This window comes from Amycolatopsis sp. lyj-90 (assembly GCF_046549035.1).
Lineage (GTDB): Bacteria > Actinomycetota > Actinomycetes > Mycobacteriales > Pseudonocardiaceae > Amycolatopsis.
Genome location: NZ_JAJPWP010000009.1, coordinates 134,905 through 149,150, shown reverse-complemented (window position 1 = coordinate 149,150; position 14,246 = coordinate 134,905). Strand labels below are relative to the sequence as shown.

At 68.7% G+C, this 14,246-nt stretch carries 12 protein-coding genes; 5 read left to right on the top strand and 7 right to left on the bottom strand.

What is annotated here, in order from left to right:
• The first annotated feature begins 52 nt into the window (after positions 1-52).
• Entirely contained in the window at positions 53-883 is an 831-nt protein-coding gene (gene fdhD / locus ACLJPX_RS31870) for a formate dehydrogenase accessory sulfurtransferase FdhD (RefSeq protein WP_410604167.1), read from the top strand.
• Position 884: 1 nt separating this feature from the next.
• On the opposite strand, the gene ACLJPX_RS31865 is transcribed toward fdhD, so the two are convergent.
• Positions 885-2,324 (bottom strand): carotenoid oxygenase family protein, encoded by a 1,440-nt coding sequence (locus ACLJPX_RS31865; protein WP_101605981.1) that lies wholly within the window; start codon positions 2,322-2,324, stop codon positions 885-887.
• 75 nt (positions 2,325-2,399) lie between these two features.
• Between ACLJPX_RS31865 and ACLJPX_RS31860 the strand changes: the two genes are divergently transcribed.
• Complete coding sequence (locus tag ACLJPX_RS31860) at positions 2,400-3,098, top strand: TetR/AcrR family transcriptional regulator (protein ID WP_410604166.1); 699 nt, start codon at positions 2,400-2,402, stop codon at positions 3,096-3,098.
• Between the two features lie 127 nt (positions 3,099-3,225).
• Positions 3,226-4,164, top strand: coding sequence for an alpha/beta hydrolase (locus ACLJPX_RS31855; protein ID WP_410604165.1), 939 nt, complete (start codon positions 3,226-3,228; stop codon positions 4,162-4,164).
• Between the two features lie 6 nt (positions 4,165-4,170).
• On the opposite strand, the gene ACLJPX_RS31850 is transcribed toward ACLJPX_RS31855, so the two are convergent.
• From ACLJPX_RS31850 to tig, 6 genes are all read right to left on the bottom strand, one after another.
• Complete coding sequence (locus tag ACLJPX_RS31850; protein ID WP_410604164.1) at positions 4,171-5,091, bottom strand: anti-sigma factor RsbA family regulatory protein; 921 nt, start codon at positions 5,089-5,091, stop codon at positions 4,171-4,173.
• Between the two features lie 76 nt (positions 5,092-5,167).
• Positions 5,168-5,548: a hypothetical protein gene (locus tag ACLJPX_RS31845; protein WP_410604163.1), complete on the bottom strand. Its 381-nt coding sequence runs from the start codon at positions 5,546-5,548 to the stop codon at positions 5,168-5,170.
• A 104-nt stretch (positions 5,549-5,652) separates the two neighbouring features.
• Positions 5,653-6,948 (bottom strand): ATP-dependent Clp protease ATP-binding subunit ClpX, encoded by a 1,296-nt coding sequence (gene clpX, locus ACLJPX_RS31840; protein WP_101605976.1) that lies wholly within the window; start codon positions 6,946-6,948, stop codon positions 5,653-5,655.
• Between the two features lie 230 nt (positions 6,949-7,178).
• Positions 7,179-7,850 carry an ATP-dependent Clp protease proteolytic subunit gene (locus ACLJPX_RS31835; protein ID WP_016332354.1) on the bottom strand — a complete coding sequence of 224 codons (672 nt, stop codon included), beginning with the start codon at positions 7,848-7,850 and terminating at the stop codon, positions 7,179-7,181.
• A 28-nt stretch (positions 7,851-7,878) separates the two neighbouring features.
• Positions 7,879-8,481: a ClpP family protease gene (locus tag ACLJPX_RS31830; protein WP_076166113.1), complete on the bottom strand. Its 603-nt coding sequence runs from the start codon at positions 8,479-8,481 to the stop codon at positions 7,879-7,881.
• 184 nt (positions 8,482-8,665) lie between these two features.
• On the bottom strand, positions 8,666-10,036 hold the full coding sequence (tig, locus tag ACLJPX_RS31825; RefSeq protein ID WP_410604162.1) for a trigger factor: 1,371 nt from the start codon (positions 10,034-10,036) through the stop codon (positions 8,666-8,668).
• A 466-nt stretch (positions 10,037-10,502) separates the two neighbouring features.
• On the opposite strand from tig, the gene ACLJPX_RS31820 reads away from it, so the two are divergent.
• Both ACLJPX_RS31820 and ACLJPX_RS31815 read left to right on the top strand, forming a co-directional pair.
• A complete protein-coding gene (locus tag ACLJPX_RS31820; protein ID WP_410604350.1) occupies positions 10,503-12,515 on the top strand; it encodes a fatty acid desaturase in 2,013 nt (670 codons plus the stop codon).
• A gap of 188 nt (positions 12,516-12,703) precedes the next feature.
• The gene (locus ACLJPX_RS31815; RefSeq protein ID WP_410604161.1) at positions 12,704-14,242 is read left to right on the top strand and encodes a sensor histidine kinase; all 1,539 of its coding nucleotides are present in this window, start codon (positions 12,704-12,706) and stop codon (positions 14,240-14,242) included.
• Positions 14,243-14,246 lie beyond the last annotated feature (4 nt).

Below are 14,246 nucleotides of genomic sequence, written 5' to 3'. Positions count from 1 at the left end.
GCCCAGCGTTGCAGTACCCGAGTGTCGAACAACCGGTCAGAAGGGTGGACAAGTGGGCAGGGTGACGGTGCGCCGTCCGGTGCGGAAGATCTCCGCGACCAGGGACGTGCGGCGCCCTGACGCGCTCGCGGCCGAAGAACCGCTGGAGATCAGGGTCGGCGGCAAGGCGCTCGCGGTCACCATGCGAACCCCCGGCAATGACGTCGAGCTCGCGCACGGCTTCCTGCTGTCCGAGGGCGTGCTCACCTCCCGCGAGGACATCGCGGTGGCCCGGTACTGCGACGGCGTCGACGACCAGGGCCGCAACACCTACAACGTGCTGGACATCGCGCTGGCCGAGGGCGTCGCTCCGCCGGAGACGGGCGTCGAGCGGAACTTCTACACCACGTCCTCGTGCGGCGTCTGCGGCAAGGCGGCGCTCGACGCGGTCAAACTGCGGAGCCGTTTCTCACCGGGGAAGTCCGGATTCGCGGTGAGCAAGGACGTGCTGGCCAAGCTCCCGGACACGCTGCGCACGCACCAGAAGGTCTTCTCCAGCACCGGCGGGCTGCACGCGGCCGCCCTGTTCGACGCCGAGGGGAACCTCGCCGTCGTCCGGGAGGACATCGGCAGGCACAACGCCGTCGACAAGGTCCTCGGGTGGGCCCTGCAGGAGGGCCGGATCCCCGCGGCGGACACCGGTCTGCTGGTGTCCGGCCGCGCGTCGTTCGAGCTGGTCCAGAAGGCCGCCATGGCCGGGATCGGCCTGCTGGCAGCGGTTTCCGCGCCGTCGTCGCTGGCCGCGGAACTGGCCGAGGAGAACGGCATGACCCTCATCGGTTTCCTGCGCGGCGACAGCATGAACCTCTACACCGGGGAGCAGCGCGTGCTCGGGCTCGGCTGATTCAGGCACCCACCCAGTTGCCGTGGAAGCCGTTGGGCACCCGGTCCGGCAGGTGCACGGCGCCGACGGTCTCCAGCGTCCCCGCGTCCAGGATGGTCAGGTCGCTCTTCTGCGTCGCGGGATCGTAGACGAACCCCATCAGCACGCCCTCGTCCTCGCCCGCGTCCACAGAGGACGGGACGAACACGAACTCCCCCACCTGGCTGCCGGGGCCGAATTCCTTCGACTCGACCGTGCGCTTCCACAGGTCGTGCTTGAGCAGTGACCCCGCCGAAGCCGATCCATCCTTTGTGGACACCGAGTAGCCGTACCGGTGCGGCCGCCCGAGCAGCCGCTCGTCGACGCGCGGGAACTCCTGGCCCTGGTCGTCGAGGCGTTCCTCGACGACCTTGCCGACGGTCAGGTCGACGGTCCAGCGGTCCAGGGTCGGCGGCCCCTCGGCGGGGCCGAGGAGTTCGCTGTCGAACATCTTCGGATGCCGGACGACGTCCAGCACGATGTCCTCGCCGTCGTCGTAGGCGTTCATCGGGTGGAACACGTAGCACGGCTCGATCTCGAACCAGCGGACGTCGCCGTTGCCGCCTTCCCTCGGCATGACGCCGATCCGCGCCGGGTAGCCGGGATTCCAGCGGTACGGCAGGCCCGCGTTGCCCGAGATCCGCGAACGCAGCCTCGCGCTGAGCGGATCCGGCACCTTCACCTTGCCCACCAGCGCGGACACCACCAGCTGGGCGGGCGTGCGCAGGAACGGCGGGACGGACGCGGCGACGGCCTGCTCGGCGTCGAACGTGACCGGGAGGTCGTAGAAGACGACGTACTTCTCGGTCAGGGAGAAGTCGTGCATCATCGGCGAACCGGTGACCTCGATGTCCACCTTGCGCCGCGCGTGGCCATGGGCGTCGATCACCGAGTACTGGACCTTGTTGCCCAAGCCGAAGAAGTACGACACGGCGTGCAGTTCGCCGGTCTCCGGATCGCGCTTCGGGTGAGCGGTGTAGCCGCCGGGCAGGGTGCCGTCGAAGTCGCAGGCGCCGACCGTGTCGAGCTCATCGGTCATCTCGAAGCTCGTGGCGCCGCCCTCGATCAGCGCGAGGGTCTTGCCCGCGTGGCCGATCACGTTGGTGTTCGCCCCCATCGAGGCGATCCCGAGGGCCGGGCCGCCCTCCCAGCGCTCGCCGAGTTCTCGCGACAGCCTCGGGTTGCGCACCCAGCGGTTGCGGTACCACTCGGCCTGGCCGTCCCGCAGCCGGACGCCGTGCACCATGCCGTCGCCCATGAACCAGTGATAGGTGGCCGGGTCCACTTCGGACAGCGGGTTCGGCCCGTTCCGCAGATAGCGCCCGTCCAGGTACTCCGGGATGTGCCCGGTGACGCGCAGTTCGGTGATCGTGTGCTCACGGCTGACCGGGGCGAAGTTGCCCTGGAGGAACTTGTTACCCATCGCAGGCCCCCTGGATCGGTGACTATAACGCGGTTATGGATACATTTATAACAGGGTTATGGAATACTGGCAAGCATGTCCCCGAAGCCCGCCACCGCCGAGGTCAAGGCCAAGCTGATCGACGCGGCGATCAGGCTGCTCTCCGACGGCGGCCCGGAAGCCCTCCAGGCCCGGAAGCTGGCCGCCGAGATCGGCGCGTCGACCATGGCCGTCTACACCCACTTCGGCGGGATGGGCGCACTGGTGGACGAGGTCGCGCGCGAGGGATTCAGGCGGCTGTCGGCGAATCTGGGCGAGATCGAGGACACCGGCGATCCGGCGGCCGACATGCTCACCCTCGCTCTGACGTACCGGCGGACCGTGGTCGACAACCCGCAGCTCTACGCGGTGACCTTCGGCCAGAGTCAACCCAGCGGGCAGAAGGCGGCGCTGGGCGACATGACCAACGAGGAGACCCGCCAGAACCTCAGCGAAGAAGGCATCGAGGCCTTCGGCTTTCTCGTCCGCGGCGCGAAGCGGGTGATCGACGCGGGCCGGTTCCGCCCGGCCTCCGAGTTCGACGTCGCCGCCCAGCTCTGGAGCGCCGTGCACGGCTACATCACCCTGGAGGTCGCCGGCCACTTCGGCGACGGGGAGAACGGCGTGGACCAGATCCTGGTTCCCCTGGCCACCGCCCTCGGAGTGGGTCTCGGCGACACCTTGGAGGCCGCGACGCGGTCCGCGCGTGTCTCGATCGAGTCATGGCGCGCGAAAGAGGGAAACATCGGCACCTGATCCGGCGATACCCCGGTCACAGGTCGGCGACACGTGCAACCTTCGGGCTTCGGCGCACGTCTGACCTGATAGATGATCATTGCCCGGTAGGAGACCGACCGGGAATGGGGACGGGGAACGGGGACAGGTGAACGACGACCAGGGGCAGACGACGCTGCCGGGGGTGCATGGCGCCCGCCGGTGGCTGAGCCGTCGTTCCGTGCTGATCGCCGGCGCCTCCGGTCTCGGGGTGGCGGGGCTCGCCGCCGGAACGGCCACCGGAGCCCTGCCGTTCAGCGAAGCGCTCCAGCGGGCACTCGGCGTCGCATCGCCGACCCCGGCCACCCAGCTGGGCAGCCCCCGTGTCGAACGTGTCTACTCCGAAGCCCGCGGCCGCGAGGTCGACCTCGTCCTGATGCTGCCGACCAAGGCGCCGCCCAAGGGCCTGCCGATGTCGCTGATGCTGCACGGCCTCCACGGCACCGCGCGGCACGCGGCCCCCACCGGGCTCCTCAAGCAACTCGGCAGCGACGTCGCCCGCAAGGCGGTGCCCCCGTTCGGGTTCGTCGCGGTCGACGGCGGCGACCACTACTGGCACGAGAACCAGCCCGGCGACAACCCGATGGCGATGCTGCTCGAAGAAGTCCCCCGCTGGCTGGCCGCCCGCGGCCTCGGCGGCCGGGACGGGCTGCCGTTCGCGGCCACCGGGCTTTCGATGGGCGGCTTCGGCGCGCTGCTCTACACCCGGCGCCGTCTGGAACGCCGCCGCCCGCCGTCCGCGGTCGCGGCGCTCGCACCCGCGCTGATCACGTCGTGGCCGGAGATGAGCAAACGGCGCGCGTTCCGCGACGCCGCCGACTGGGGCTCGCTGGACCCGTTGCGCCACATCGACGTCACCAAGAGCGTGCCGACCGGGGTCTGGTGCGGAACCGAAGACCCGTTCATCGGCGGGGTGCGGAAGTTCATCTCCGAAGCGCGTCCCCTGGTCGCGCACACCGCGCGCGGCAAGCACGGCGACGCCTTCAACCGCACGGTCGTGCCGAGCCTGATCGCGTTCCTCGGCAAGCACGTCCCGAAGAACGCCTGACCGGGTTCACACGCGGAAGAAGATCCTGGTGACGGTCGCGCCCGGTCTCCGGTACTGCCGGACCAGGTCGGCGACCTGATTCACCAGCACCAGACCGCGTCCGCCGATCTGCCCCGGTGAGGCGGGACGGCGGCCCGCCAGCGGATCGCTCAGCGTGCCTTCGTCGATGACCTCGCAGAGGACATGGTCCTCGTCACGCCAGACACGGACGACACCGTGGCCGGATCCGTGCAGCACGCTGTTGGCGGACAGTTCCGCCACGGCGAGCACGAGATCCTCCACCCGGTCCGGGACGAGCCCGCTCTCCTCCGCGCGCTCCTGCGCGAAGTGGCGCACCGCGCCGAGCCTGGCGAGGTCGAAGCGGAACGCGTCGGCCGACAGCGGCTCGGGCAGCGGCAGGTTGTACTTCTCGACGACCGTGTCGGGCGCGTAGCCCGCGCTCGGGCGATCGCCTTCGGCGCCGGAGAGCGTCGGATGGGTCAGCTCGGCGTCGGCGAGGACGTCGCCTTCGAGGCGGGTGCGGTCGTACGGGCACAGGATGCTGAGGTCCCGGTCGCCGAAGGCGAAGTTGATCAGCGCCTCGTGCTGCGCGCACGCCGGGTACTCGATGGCCGACCGCCCCGCCCAGATCGGCTCGCCGATGATCCGGACCGGCCCCTGCCGGTTGTCCGCGAACGCGAGGAGCACACCGGGGAGGATGCGGCCCGGATTGCGACCCGCCTCGGTCATGTCGATCAGCTCGACTTCGGCGGCCGAATCGCCCAGGGCCTCTTCGATCAGGGTCAGATTTCGGCCCGGAACGGCCACCGCGACGGGTTCGTCGAGTTTCAGGCCCTCCAGGATGTACGGAATCGTACCGTTCAGGTACTCGGAGTCACCGGAGTAGAGCAGCCCCACATGTGAGAAGGGCCCTGCGGTGACTGTCACTGACTCGTCTTACCCCGTGAAGGTGATTCTGAAACCCTGCTAACGGAGGAAAATCCGAAATCGGTCTTCGGGCTGATCAGCCGAGCCAGCGACCCGCCATCGAGATCAACCAGAATCCGACGAGCGTCGCACCGGTGAACAATCCGGTCCAGGCGACGAGGGCCTGGTCCGCCTCCGCGCTCCGCGCCGCCTTGATCCGGATGAGCGCGTACGCCGAACCGGCGAACAACGGCAGCGGGATCAGCGGCAGCGGCGACAGCCGGACGACGCCGGCCACCAGGCAGGTCGCCACCAATACGCCCAGCGCGATCGTCAGCGCGCGCGGGATCCACGGATGCCCGCGATAGGCCCCGAGGATGATCCGTTCGGTGAGTTCGACGAGTCCCCTGACCTCGCGTGGACTCGCGGCTGCCAGTTCGGGAGCCTCGTTCTCGTCCTTCGTGGGAGTCAGCGGCACTGTCGCATCCTATCTCGGTCGGGTCACCGGCCGGACGGGACCGGAGAAACCGATGCCCCGGCCGGAAGGATCCGGCCGGGGCATCGGTGACGAAAGATCTCCGCTCAGGCGGACTTCTCACCGCGTTCGCTGCTGCGACGGCGTGACGGCTGGCGTGCCACGATCGTCGGGTTCACGTTCTCGCGGACCGTCTGCTCGGTGATGACGACCTTCGCGACATCGTCGCGACTGGGAATGTCGTACATGACCGGCTGCAGGACCTCTTCCATGATCGCGCGCAGGCCACGGGCGCCGGTGCCGCGGAGCACGGCCTGGTCGGCGATGGCCTCGAGCGCGGTCTGGGTGAACTCCAGCTCGACGTTGTCCATCTCGAAGAGCTTCTTGTACTGCTTCACCAGCGCGTTGCGCGGCGTGGTCAAGATGCTGACCAGCGATTCCTTGTCCAGGTGGGTCACCGTCGCCACGACCGGGAGCCGGCCGATGAACTCCGGGATCAACCCGAACTTGATCAGGTCCTCCGGCATGGTGTCGGAGAAGATGTCGCTCTCGTCGATCTCGGCCTTGGTACGGATCTCCGCGCCGAAACCGAGGCCGCGCTTGCCGACCCGCTCGTTGATGATCTTCTCCAGCCCGGCGAACGCGCCGGCCACGATGAACAGCACGTTCGTCGTGTCGATCTGGATGAACTCCTGGTGCGGGTGCTTGCGCCCGCCCTGCGGCGGCACCGAAGCGGTGGTGCCCTCGAGGATCTTCAGCAGCGCCTGCTGCACACCCTCGCCGGACACGTCGCGGGTGATCGACGGGTTCTCCGACTTCCGGGCGATCTTGTCGACCTCGTCGATGTAGATGATGCCCGTCTCGGCCCGCTTGACGTCGTAATCCGCCGCCTGGATCAGCTTGAGCAGGATGTTCTCGACGTCCTCGCCCACGTAGCCGGCTTCGGTGAGCGCCGTGGCGTCCGCGATCGCGAACGGGACGTTCAGCATCTTCGCCAGCGTCTGGGCCAGGTAGGTCTTGCCGCAGCCCGTCGGGCCCAGCATCAGGATGTTGGACTTCGCCAGTTCGACGGTCTCGTCCTTGGAATCCTTCGGTCCGGCCTTGTCGTCGGACTGCACACGCTTGTAGTGGTTGTACACCGCCACGGCCAGCGAACGCTTCGCGTCGTCCTGGCCGATGATGTACTGCTCGAGGAACTCGTGGATCTCGGCGGGTTTGGGCAGCTCGTCGAGCTTGACCTCACCGGCCTCGGCCAGTTCTTCCTCGATGATCTCGTTGCAGAGATCGATGCACTCATCGCAGATGTAGACCCCGGGGCCGGCAATGAGCTTCTTCACCTGCTTTTGGCTCTTGCCGCAGAAAGAGCATTTCAGCAGGTCGCCGCCGTCACCGATCCGTGCCATGGCCGTTGACCTCGTCCCCTCCGGCGCAGTGTCTGCGCCTGCACTGTCGTGCCTGACTGTCGTACCCCGGTCACGGATGACCTCTCGGAGCCTCACACATTGCCACTGACGGTACCCGTCCGATGCCGCCGGCGGGAGAACCAACGTCACATCTGAGCACGCCAGAAGCTGACCTTAGACCAGGGATCCGGTGCGTGTCGTCTCCCGACACGCACCGGATCCCGGCACGATCAGCTGCTCGAAGCCTTGCGGTACTCGAGGACCTCGTCGACGATCCCGTACGCCTTGGCCTCGTCGGCCGTCAGGATCTTGTCGCGCTCGATGTCCTTCTTGACCTCGTCGGCGTCCTTGTTCGTGTGCTTCGCCAGGATGACCTCCATCTGACGGCGCACCCGCTGGATCTCGTTGGCCTGGATCTCCAGGTCCGACACCTGGCCGTAGGTGCCCTCGGTGGCGGGCTGGTGGATCAGCACGCGCGAGTTCGGCAGCGTGAACCGCTTGCCGGGGGTACCGGCCGCCAGCAGCACCGCGGCGGCCGAAGCGGCCTGGCCGATGCACATGGTGACGATGTCGGGGCGGACGTACTGCATCGTGTCGTAGATCGCCATCAGCGCGGTGAACGAACCACCGGGCGAGTTGATCAGGATCATGATGTCGCGGTCCGGGTCCTCGTGCTCGAGGTGCAGCAGCTGGACCATCACGTCGTTGGCCGACGCGTCGTCGATCTGCACGCCGAGCATGATCTGACGCTCTTCGTAGAGCTTGTTGTACGGGTTCGACTCCTTGATGCCGTAGCTCGTGCGCTCGACATAGGAGGGCAGGACGTACCGCGACTGCGGCAGCTGGAGCCGCGACTGCATCCCCGGCGCCTGCGACCCGATCGGAAGCTGGAAGTTGCTCATTGAAATTCTCCTGTGTGCCGGAGCCGGATCAGCTGTTGGGAAGCGGGTTCTCGCGAGTGAGGACCTGGTCCACGAAGCCGTAGTCCTTCGCCTCCTGCGCGGTGAACCAGCGGTCGCGGTCGCCGTCCTTGACGATCTGCTCGACCGTCTGGCCGGTCTGCTCGGCCGTGATCTTGGCCAGCTCCTGCTTCCACTTGCCGAACACCTCGGCCTGGATGGCGATGTCGGAGGCCGTGCCGCCGACACCCGCCGAGGGCTGGTGCATGAGGATGCGCGCGTGCTGCAGCGCGTACCGCTTGCCGGGCGTGCCGGAGGAGAGCAGGAACTGCCCCATCGACGCGGCCAGGCCCATCGCGTAGGTCGCGACGTCCGGGCGGATCAGCTGCATGGTGTCGTAGATCGCGAATCCCGCGGTGACCGAGCCACCGGGCGAGTTGATGTAGAAGCGGATGTCCGACTCGGAGTCGTCTGCGTCGAGCAGCAACAACTGGGCGGTGATCCGGTTCGCGACCTCGTCGTTGACCTCGGAGCCGAGGACGACGATGCGCTCCTGGAGCAACCGCTCGAAGACCGAGTCGGTGAGGTTGAGCCCTGCGGTACCGGTCCGCGCCTCGGGCGTGTGCTGCGTCACGTCTGCCTGCCTTTTCGCCGACGGCGGCCAGCCGTGCCTCGGCCGCCGCTGTATGTCCAGATGCTGTGTCCAGGTGCTGAGGATCTTGCAACCGACCCTAACGAACTTGGGCGGTGCAGAATGCCTGACACCGCCCAAGTTCGCTTACAGCTTTACGGTCCGTTTCGCCGGGACCGCGTATTCCCTACTCGGCCGCAGTCTTCGCGGTCTCCTCGGTGACCTGCGTCTCCTCGGCTGCGGGGCCGAAGAGCTCCTCGAGGTCGACGGCGCTGCCGGAGGCGTCGGTCACGGTGGTCTTGCGGACCACCGAGGCCAGCGCCTTGCCGCGGCGGACGTCGGCGTAGATCGCGGTCAGCTGACCGGACTGCTGCGCCCGCTGGACGTACTCGTCCGGGCTGACGCCGAAGCGCTGCGCCTGGTAGATGATCCGCTCGGTGAGCTCGCCGTCGTTGACCGACGTCTGCTCGGCGTCGGCGATGCTGTCCAGCAGCAGCTGCGTGCGGACCGCCTTCTCCGACTCCTCGCGGACCTCGGTGTCGAACTCCTCGACGGTCTTGCCCTCGGCCTCGAGCGCCTTGGCGAACTGCGCCTCGTCGTGGTCGAACGGGTGGATCGCGTCGTGCTTGCGGTTCTCGATCTCGGCCTCGAGGACCTTCTCCGGGATCGCGACCTCGGTGCGCTCGAGGAGTTCCTCGAGGACCTTGTCACGGGCCTGGACGCCCTGCTGCATCTTCTTGACGCGGCCGAGACGCTCGCGAAGGTCGCCCTTCAGCTCGTCGATCGTGTCGAACTCGCTCGCCATCTGGGCGAACTCGTCGTCCGCCTCGGGCAGCTCGCGCTGCTTGATGGTCTGCACGGTGACGGTGACGTCCGCGTCCTTGCCCGCGTGCTCGCCGGCGACCAGCTTCGTGGTGAAGGTCTTGGTCTCGCCCGCGTTCGCGCCGATGATCGCCTCGTCGATGCCGTCGACGAGCTGGCCGGAGCCGATCTCGTAGGACAGGCCGGTGGTCGAGGCCTCCTCGACCTCCTGACCGTCGACGGTGGCCGCGAGGTCGATCGAGACGAAGTCGCCGTTCTCGGCCGCGCGCTCGACTCCGGTCAGCGTGCCGAAGCGGGCGCGCAGCTCGTCGAGCTGCTCGTCGATCTCGGCGTCGGTCAGTTCGACGTCGTCGACGCTGACCGCGAAGCCTTCGAGGTCGGGCAGCGAGATCTCCGGGCGGATGTCGACTTCGGCGGTGAACTCCAGGACCTCACGGTCCTCGAGCTTGGTCACCTCGAACTCGGGCTGGCCCAGCGTGCGGACCTCGCCCGCGCGCACGGCCTCCATGTACTTGGCCGGAATGACCTCGTTGACGACCTCGTCGAGCACCGGGGCTCGCCCGATCCGGCTTTCCAGCACGCGAGCCGGCGCCTTGCCCGGACGGAAGCCGGGGATGCGCACCTGCTGGGCGATCTTGCGGTAGGCGCGGTCGAAGTTCGGCTTGAGCTCGTCGAACGGCACCTCGACATTGATCTTGACTCGCGTCGGGCTGAGCTGCTCGACGGTGCTCTTCAACGTATTCTCCTCGAGCGGTAAACGATGTGATTGAGCATCCGCATGCGGTCGACAGCGGATGTGCCCTGGCCAGCTTGCAGACCGGGCCGTCCGAGTCTAGGCCCCGCGGCTCACCGGTCCGGTCCCGGGGCCATCCCGGCCTCGTCGCGACCGGCCTCCGGGCCCGATCACACGTTTCGAAAGCCGTCCGACGAACCAAGGGCGGACCACCCGATCGGAGCAGTTTTCGGTTCTTCTCTGTTACGAACCGGCCCATTCCTGGACACGGATGCGTGCCACGCTTCACCATCGGGCGCCGTGTCGAGGTGTTTCGGCAGGTAGTTGAAGTTTACAAACCAGGACCAGTTGTCTACGGTGTGACAGCTTCGTCCCGGTAGCCATCGACCGAGGGGACCGATCGATGACCGTCGCCGCCACCCGGTCCGGGGACACGGGGGAACTGGCCGAGAGAGCACTGAGACGCGGGGTGCCCAATCCGCGGATCCCGCTGCCGGTGGTCTCGGTGCCGACGGTGTTGTTGTTCACCGGCGGGATCATGGTCTGGGTGGGCGCCACCTGGCTGGTGGTCAACGAGGCCGCGCCGCTGTGGGTGACCATTCCCCTGCACGCGCTCGTCACCTTCACGATGTTCACCGTGCTGCACGAGTCGACGCATCACGCGGCCGGGCAGCTCACCTGGGTCAACGAACTGCTCGGCAGGCTCGCGATGCCGTTCGTGGCGGGCTACGGCTCCTTTCCCCTGGTGCGCTACATCCATCTGGAACACCACCGCAACACCAACGAGGACGCCTACACCGATCCGGACGCCTGGACCGCGCACGGCCCCTGGTGGCAGTTGCCGCTGCGGTGGCTGACGATCGACTTCTGGTACGCCCGCTTCTATGTGGCGAGGCAGCGCACCCGGCCGCCGTCGGAGCGGATCGAGACCGCGGCCGTCGTCACCTTGTGCCTCGCCGCGTTCGCGTGGCTGGCCGCGACCGGCCACGGCTGGGAACTGCTGATGGTCTACCTGATCCCGCAGCGCGTCGGGCTCGCCGTCCTGGCCTGGTGGTTCGACTGGCTCCCCCATCACGACCTCGGCGAGCAGCGGAAGAACCGGTTCGGCGCCACCCGCGTCCGCGTCGGGCTCGAATGGCTGATGACGCCGATCATGCTGTGCCAGAACTACCACCTGGTTCACCATCTCCACCCGGCGATCCCGTTCTACCGGTACCTGCGCGCGTGGAAGGACAACCGCGACGCGTACCTCGCCAGGGACGTTCCGATCGCGACGGCGTGGGGCCGCGAACTGACGTCGTCGGAGTACCGCGAATGGCGTCAGCTCACCGGTTCGTTCGACGAGGAACCGCCCGCTCCCCAGCCCCGGCAGCCGAGCCGGTTCCACTCGCTGCGGGTCGCCGAGGTCCGGCCGTTGTGCGAGGGCGCCGTCACCGTGACGTTCGACGTGCCGGAGCGGCTGCGGGAGACCTTCCGGTTCACCCCCGGCCAGCACCTCGTCATCCGCGCGGAGGTCGACGGGGAAGAGGTGCGGCGCGCCTACTCGATCTGCTCGACGCCGGACTCCGGAGAGCTGCGGATCGCGATCAAGCACCAGATCGGCGGTGCGTTCTCGACGTTCGCCACCACCGAACTGGAGGCGGGCGACGAACTGGAAGTCCTGCCCCCTGACGGTGAGTTCACGCTGACCCCGGAGCAGGGTCGCTCCGGCCGGTACGTCGCGCTCGCCGCGGGCAGCGGGATCACGCCGATCCTGTCGATCCTGACCGCGACCCTGCTGAACGAGCCGAACAGCAAGGCGACCCTGCTGTACATCAACACCTCCGGCGCCACCACGATGTTCGCCGCCGAACTCGGCGTCCTCGCCGCCCGGCTGGGCGGACGGCTGCACGTCGTGCACTACCGCACCGACGAACGCGACCCGGATCTGCGCACGCAACGGATCGGGAAGCCGTTCGACACCGTCGGCGAGGCACTGGCGATCTCGCACGAGCGCTACCAGCGCGGCCGCCTCGACGGCACGCGCCTCCGCGCGCTGCTGCAGGCACGACTCCACCCGGCGAAGGTCGACGACTGGTTCCTGTGCGGCCCGCGCGAACTGGTCGACATGGCCCGCCGGACGCTGGCGGACAAGGACGTCCCCGAGGAGAACGTCCACTTCGAGCTTTTCCAGGGCGCGCTGCCGGTCCGCCCGTCGCAACGACCGGGCCCGCTGCTCACCGTGACGGCGGGCGGGAAGACCGCCGAAATCCCCGCGACGGTGGGCGAAACCGTGCTCAGCGCCGCGTTGCGGCACGGCGTCGACGCGCCGTACGCGTGCGTCGGCGGGGCTTGCGGGACGTGCCGGGCGACCGTGGTGCGCGGCAGCGCGCGGATGGACGTGCACTACGCGCTCGGGAACGAGGAGGTCGCGGCCGGGCGGATCCTGACCTGCCGGGCGGTGGCGACCTCACCCGAACTCGCGGTGGACTACGACTCCTGAACTCTCGGTTTCGGGTCAAGAGAGCGCTATGAAAGGCCCGTTACTTGCAAATTTTGCAAGTAACGGGCCTTTCATAGCGTCGGGGGGGGTGGGGGGTGGGGGGTGTCAGGAGTGGGACACCCGCGCACACAGCGGGCTCACAGGCGGGACACAATGCGCGCATACGACCGCGGCGCACGCTCGAGGGCATGGCATCCGGCTCGGTCCCGACCACCGGCCCGCGCCGGTGGTCCCGGCCCGGGCGGCTTTCCCTGCGCACCAAGCTGACCGGCTCGATGGTGCTGCTGCTCACCTTCGTCTGCCTGGTGATCGGCGTCGCGAGCGAGATCGCGCTGCGGTCGTTCCTCGTCGGCCAGATCGACGGCCAGCTCTCGGCCGCGTCGGCCCGCGCCCACGACTACGCGAACCGGCCGCCGGACGACTCGCCCGGACCCGGTCCCAACCCGCTCAACGCGCCGGGCCAGGCGTCGGGGACGTTGAGCGTGCGCTTCTCCGGTGACCGGGTGCTCTACGCGGGAGTCCTTACGGTGCAAGGCCTTCCCCAAGGCTTGTCGGTCGCGCAGGAGTCCGGCCTGCTCTCCATCCCGGCGGACCGCCCGCCGATGACGATGGCGCTCGGCGGGCTGGGCGACTACCGGGTGCAGGCCGTCTCGATCCCCGGTGGCGTGGTCGTCACCGGTCTCCCCCTCGGACCGATGCAGGACACGTTGACCACGGTCGGCTGGATCCTGTTCGGGGTCGCGGCGGCAGGCGTCGCCGGTGCCGGGTTCCTCGGCGCGTTCGCGGTCCGGCGCACGCTGCGGCCGCTCGACCGCGTCGCGGCGACGGCGGGCCGGGTGTCGGCGATGCGGCTCGACCGCGGTCAGGTCGCGCTTTCCGTGCGGGTGCCCGAGATCGACACCGATCCGCGCACCGAGGTCGGCCAGGTCGGTTCGGCGCTGAACCTCATGCTCGGGCATATCGCGCAGGCGCTGGAAGCCCGGCACGCCAGCGAAACCCGCGTCCGCCGGTTCGTCGCGGACGCGAGCCACGAACTCCGCACCCCGCTCGCGGCGATCCGCGGGTACGCCGAACTCGCCGGCCGCGGCAGCGCTCTGGTGCCACCGGAGGTCGCGCACTCGATGTCCCGGATCCAGTCCGAGTCCGCCCGCATGACGACGCTCGTCGAGGACCTCCTTCTGCTGGCGAGACTCGACGACGGACGACCGCTCGACGTTGGCGTCGCCGACCTCACCCGGCTGACCGCGGACGCGGTCGGCGACGCGCATGTCGCCGGCCCGGACCACCGCTGGGAACTGCGGCTGCCGGAGGGGCCGGTGCACGTCCGCGGCGACGTCCAGCGCCTGCACCAGGTGCTGGCGAACCTGCTGTCCAACGCGCGGACGCACACCCCGCCGGGCACCACGGTGATCACCGCGCTGAGCCGCTCCCACACCGGGGCCGCGGTGCTGACCGTCACCGACGACGGGCCCGGCATCGCGCCGGAACTCCTGCCGAGCGTGTTCGAACGCTTCGCTCGCGGCGACTCCTCGCGTTCACGGACCGCGGGCAGCACCGGACTCGGGATGGCCATCGCGTCGGCGATCGTGGTGGCCCACCACGGCACGATCGAGGTGCACAGCCGCCCCGGGCACACCGAATTCGCCGTGTACCTGCCGGTGATCGATTCCTCACAGCGGGTGCACAGCTTCGGCACAACCACGCCCCAGGTCGGCATTCGACCCTGAGGCC

Bases quoted from the DNA above. Each gene is read 5' to 3' on its own strand.
- ACLJPX_RS31860 (WP_410604166.1), top strand. From the start codon at position 2,400: ATGTCCCCGAAGCCCGCCACCGCCGAGGTCAAGGCCAAGCTGATCGAC.
- clpX (WP_101605976.1), bottom strand. From the start codon at position 6,948: ATGGCACGGATCGGTGACGGCGGCGACCTGCTGAAATGCTCTTTCTGC.
- ACLJPX_RS31815 (WP_410604161.1), top strand. From the start codon at position 12,704: ATGGCATCCGGCTCGGTCCCGACCACCGGCCCGCGCCGGTGGTCCCGG.
- ACLJPX_RS31865 (WP_101605981.1), bottom strand. From the start codon at position 2,324: ATGGGTAACAAGTTCCTCCAGGGCAACTTCGCCCCGGTCAGCCGTGAG.
- ACLJPX_RS31835 (WP_016332354.1), bottom strand. From the start codon at position 7,850: ATGAGCAACTTCCAGCTTCCGATCGGGTCGCAGGCGCCGGGGATGCAG.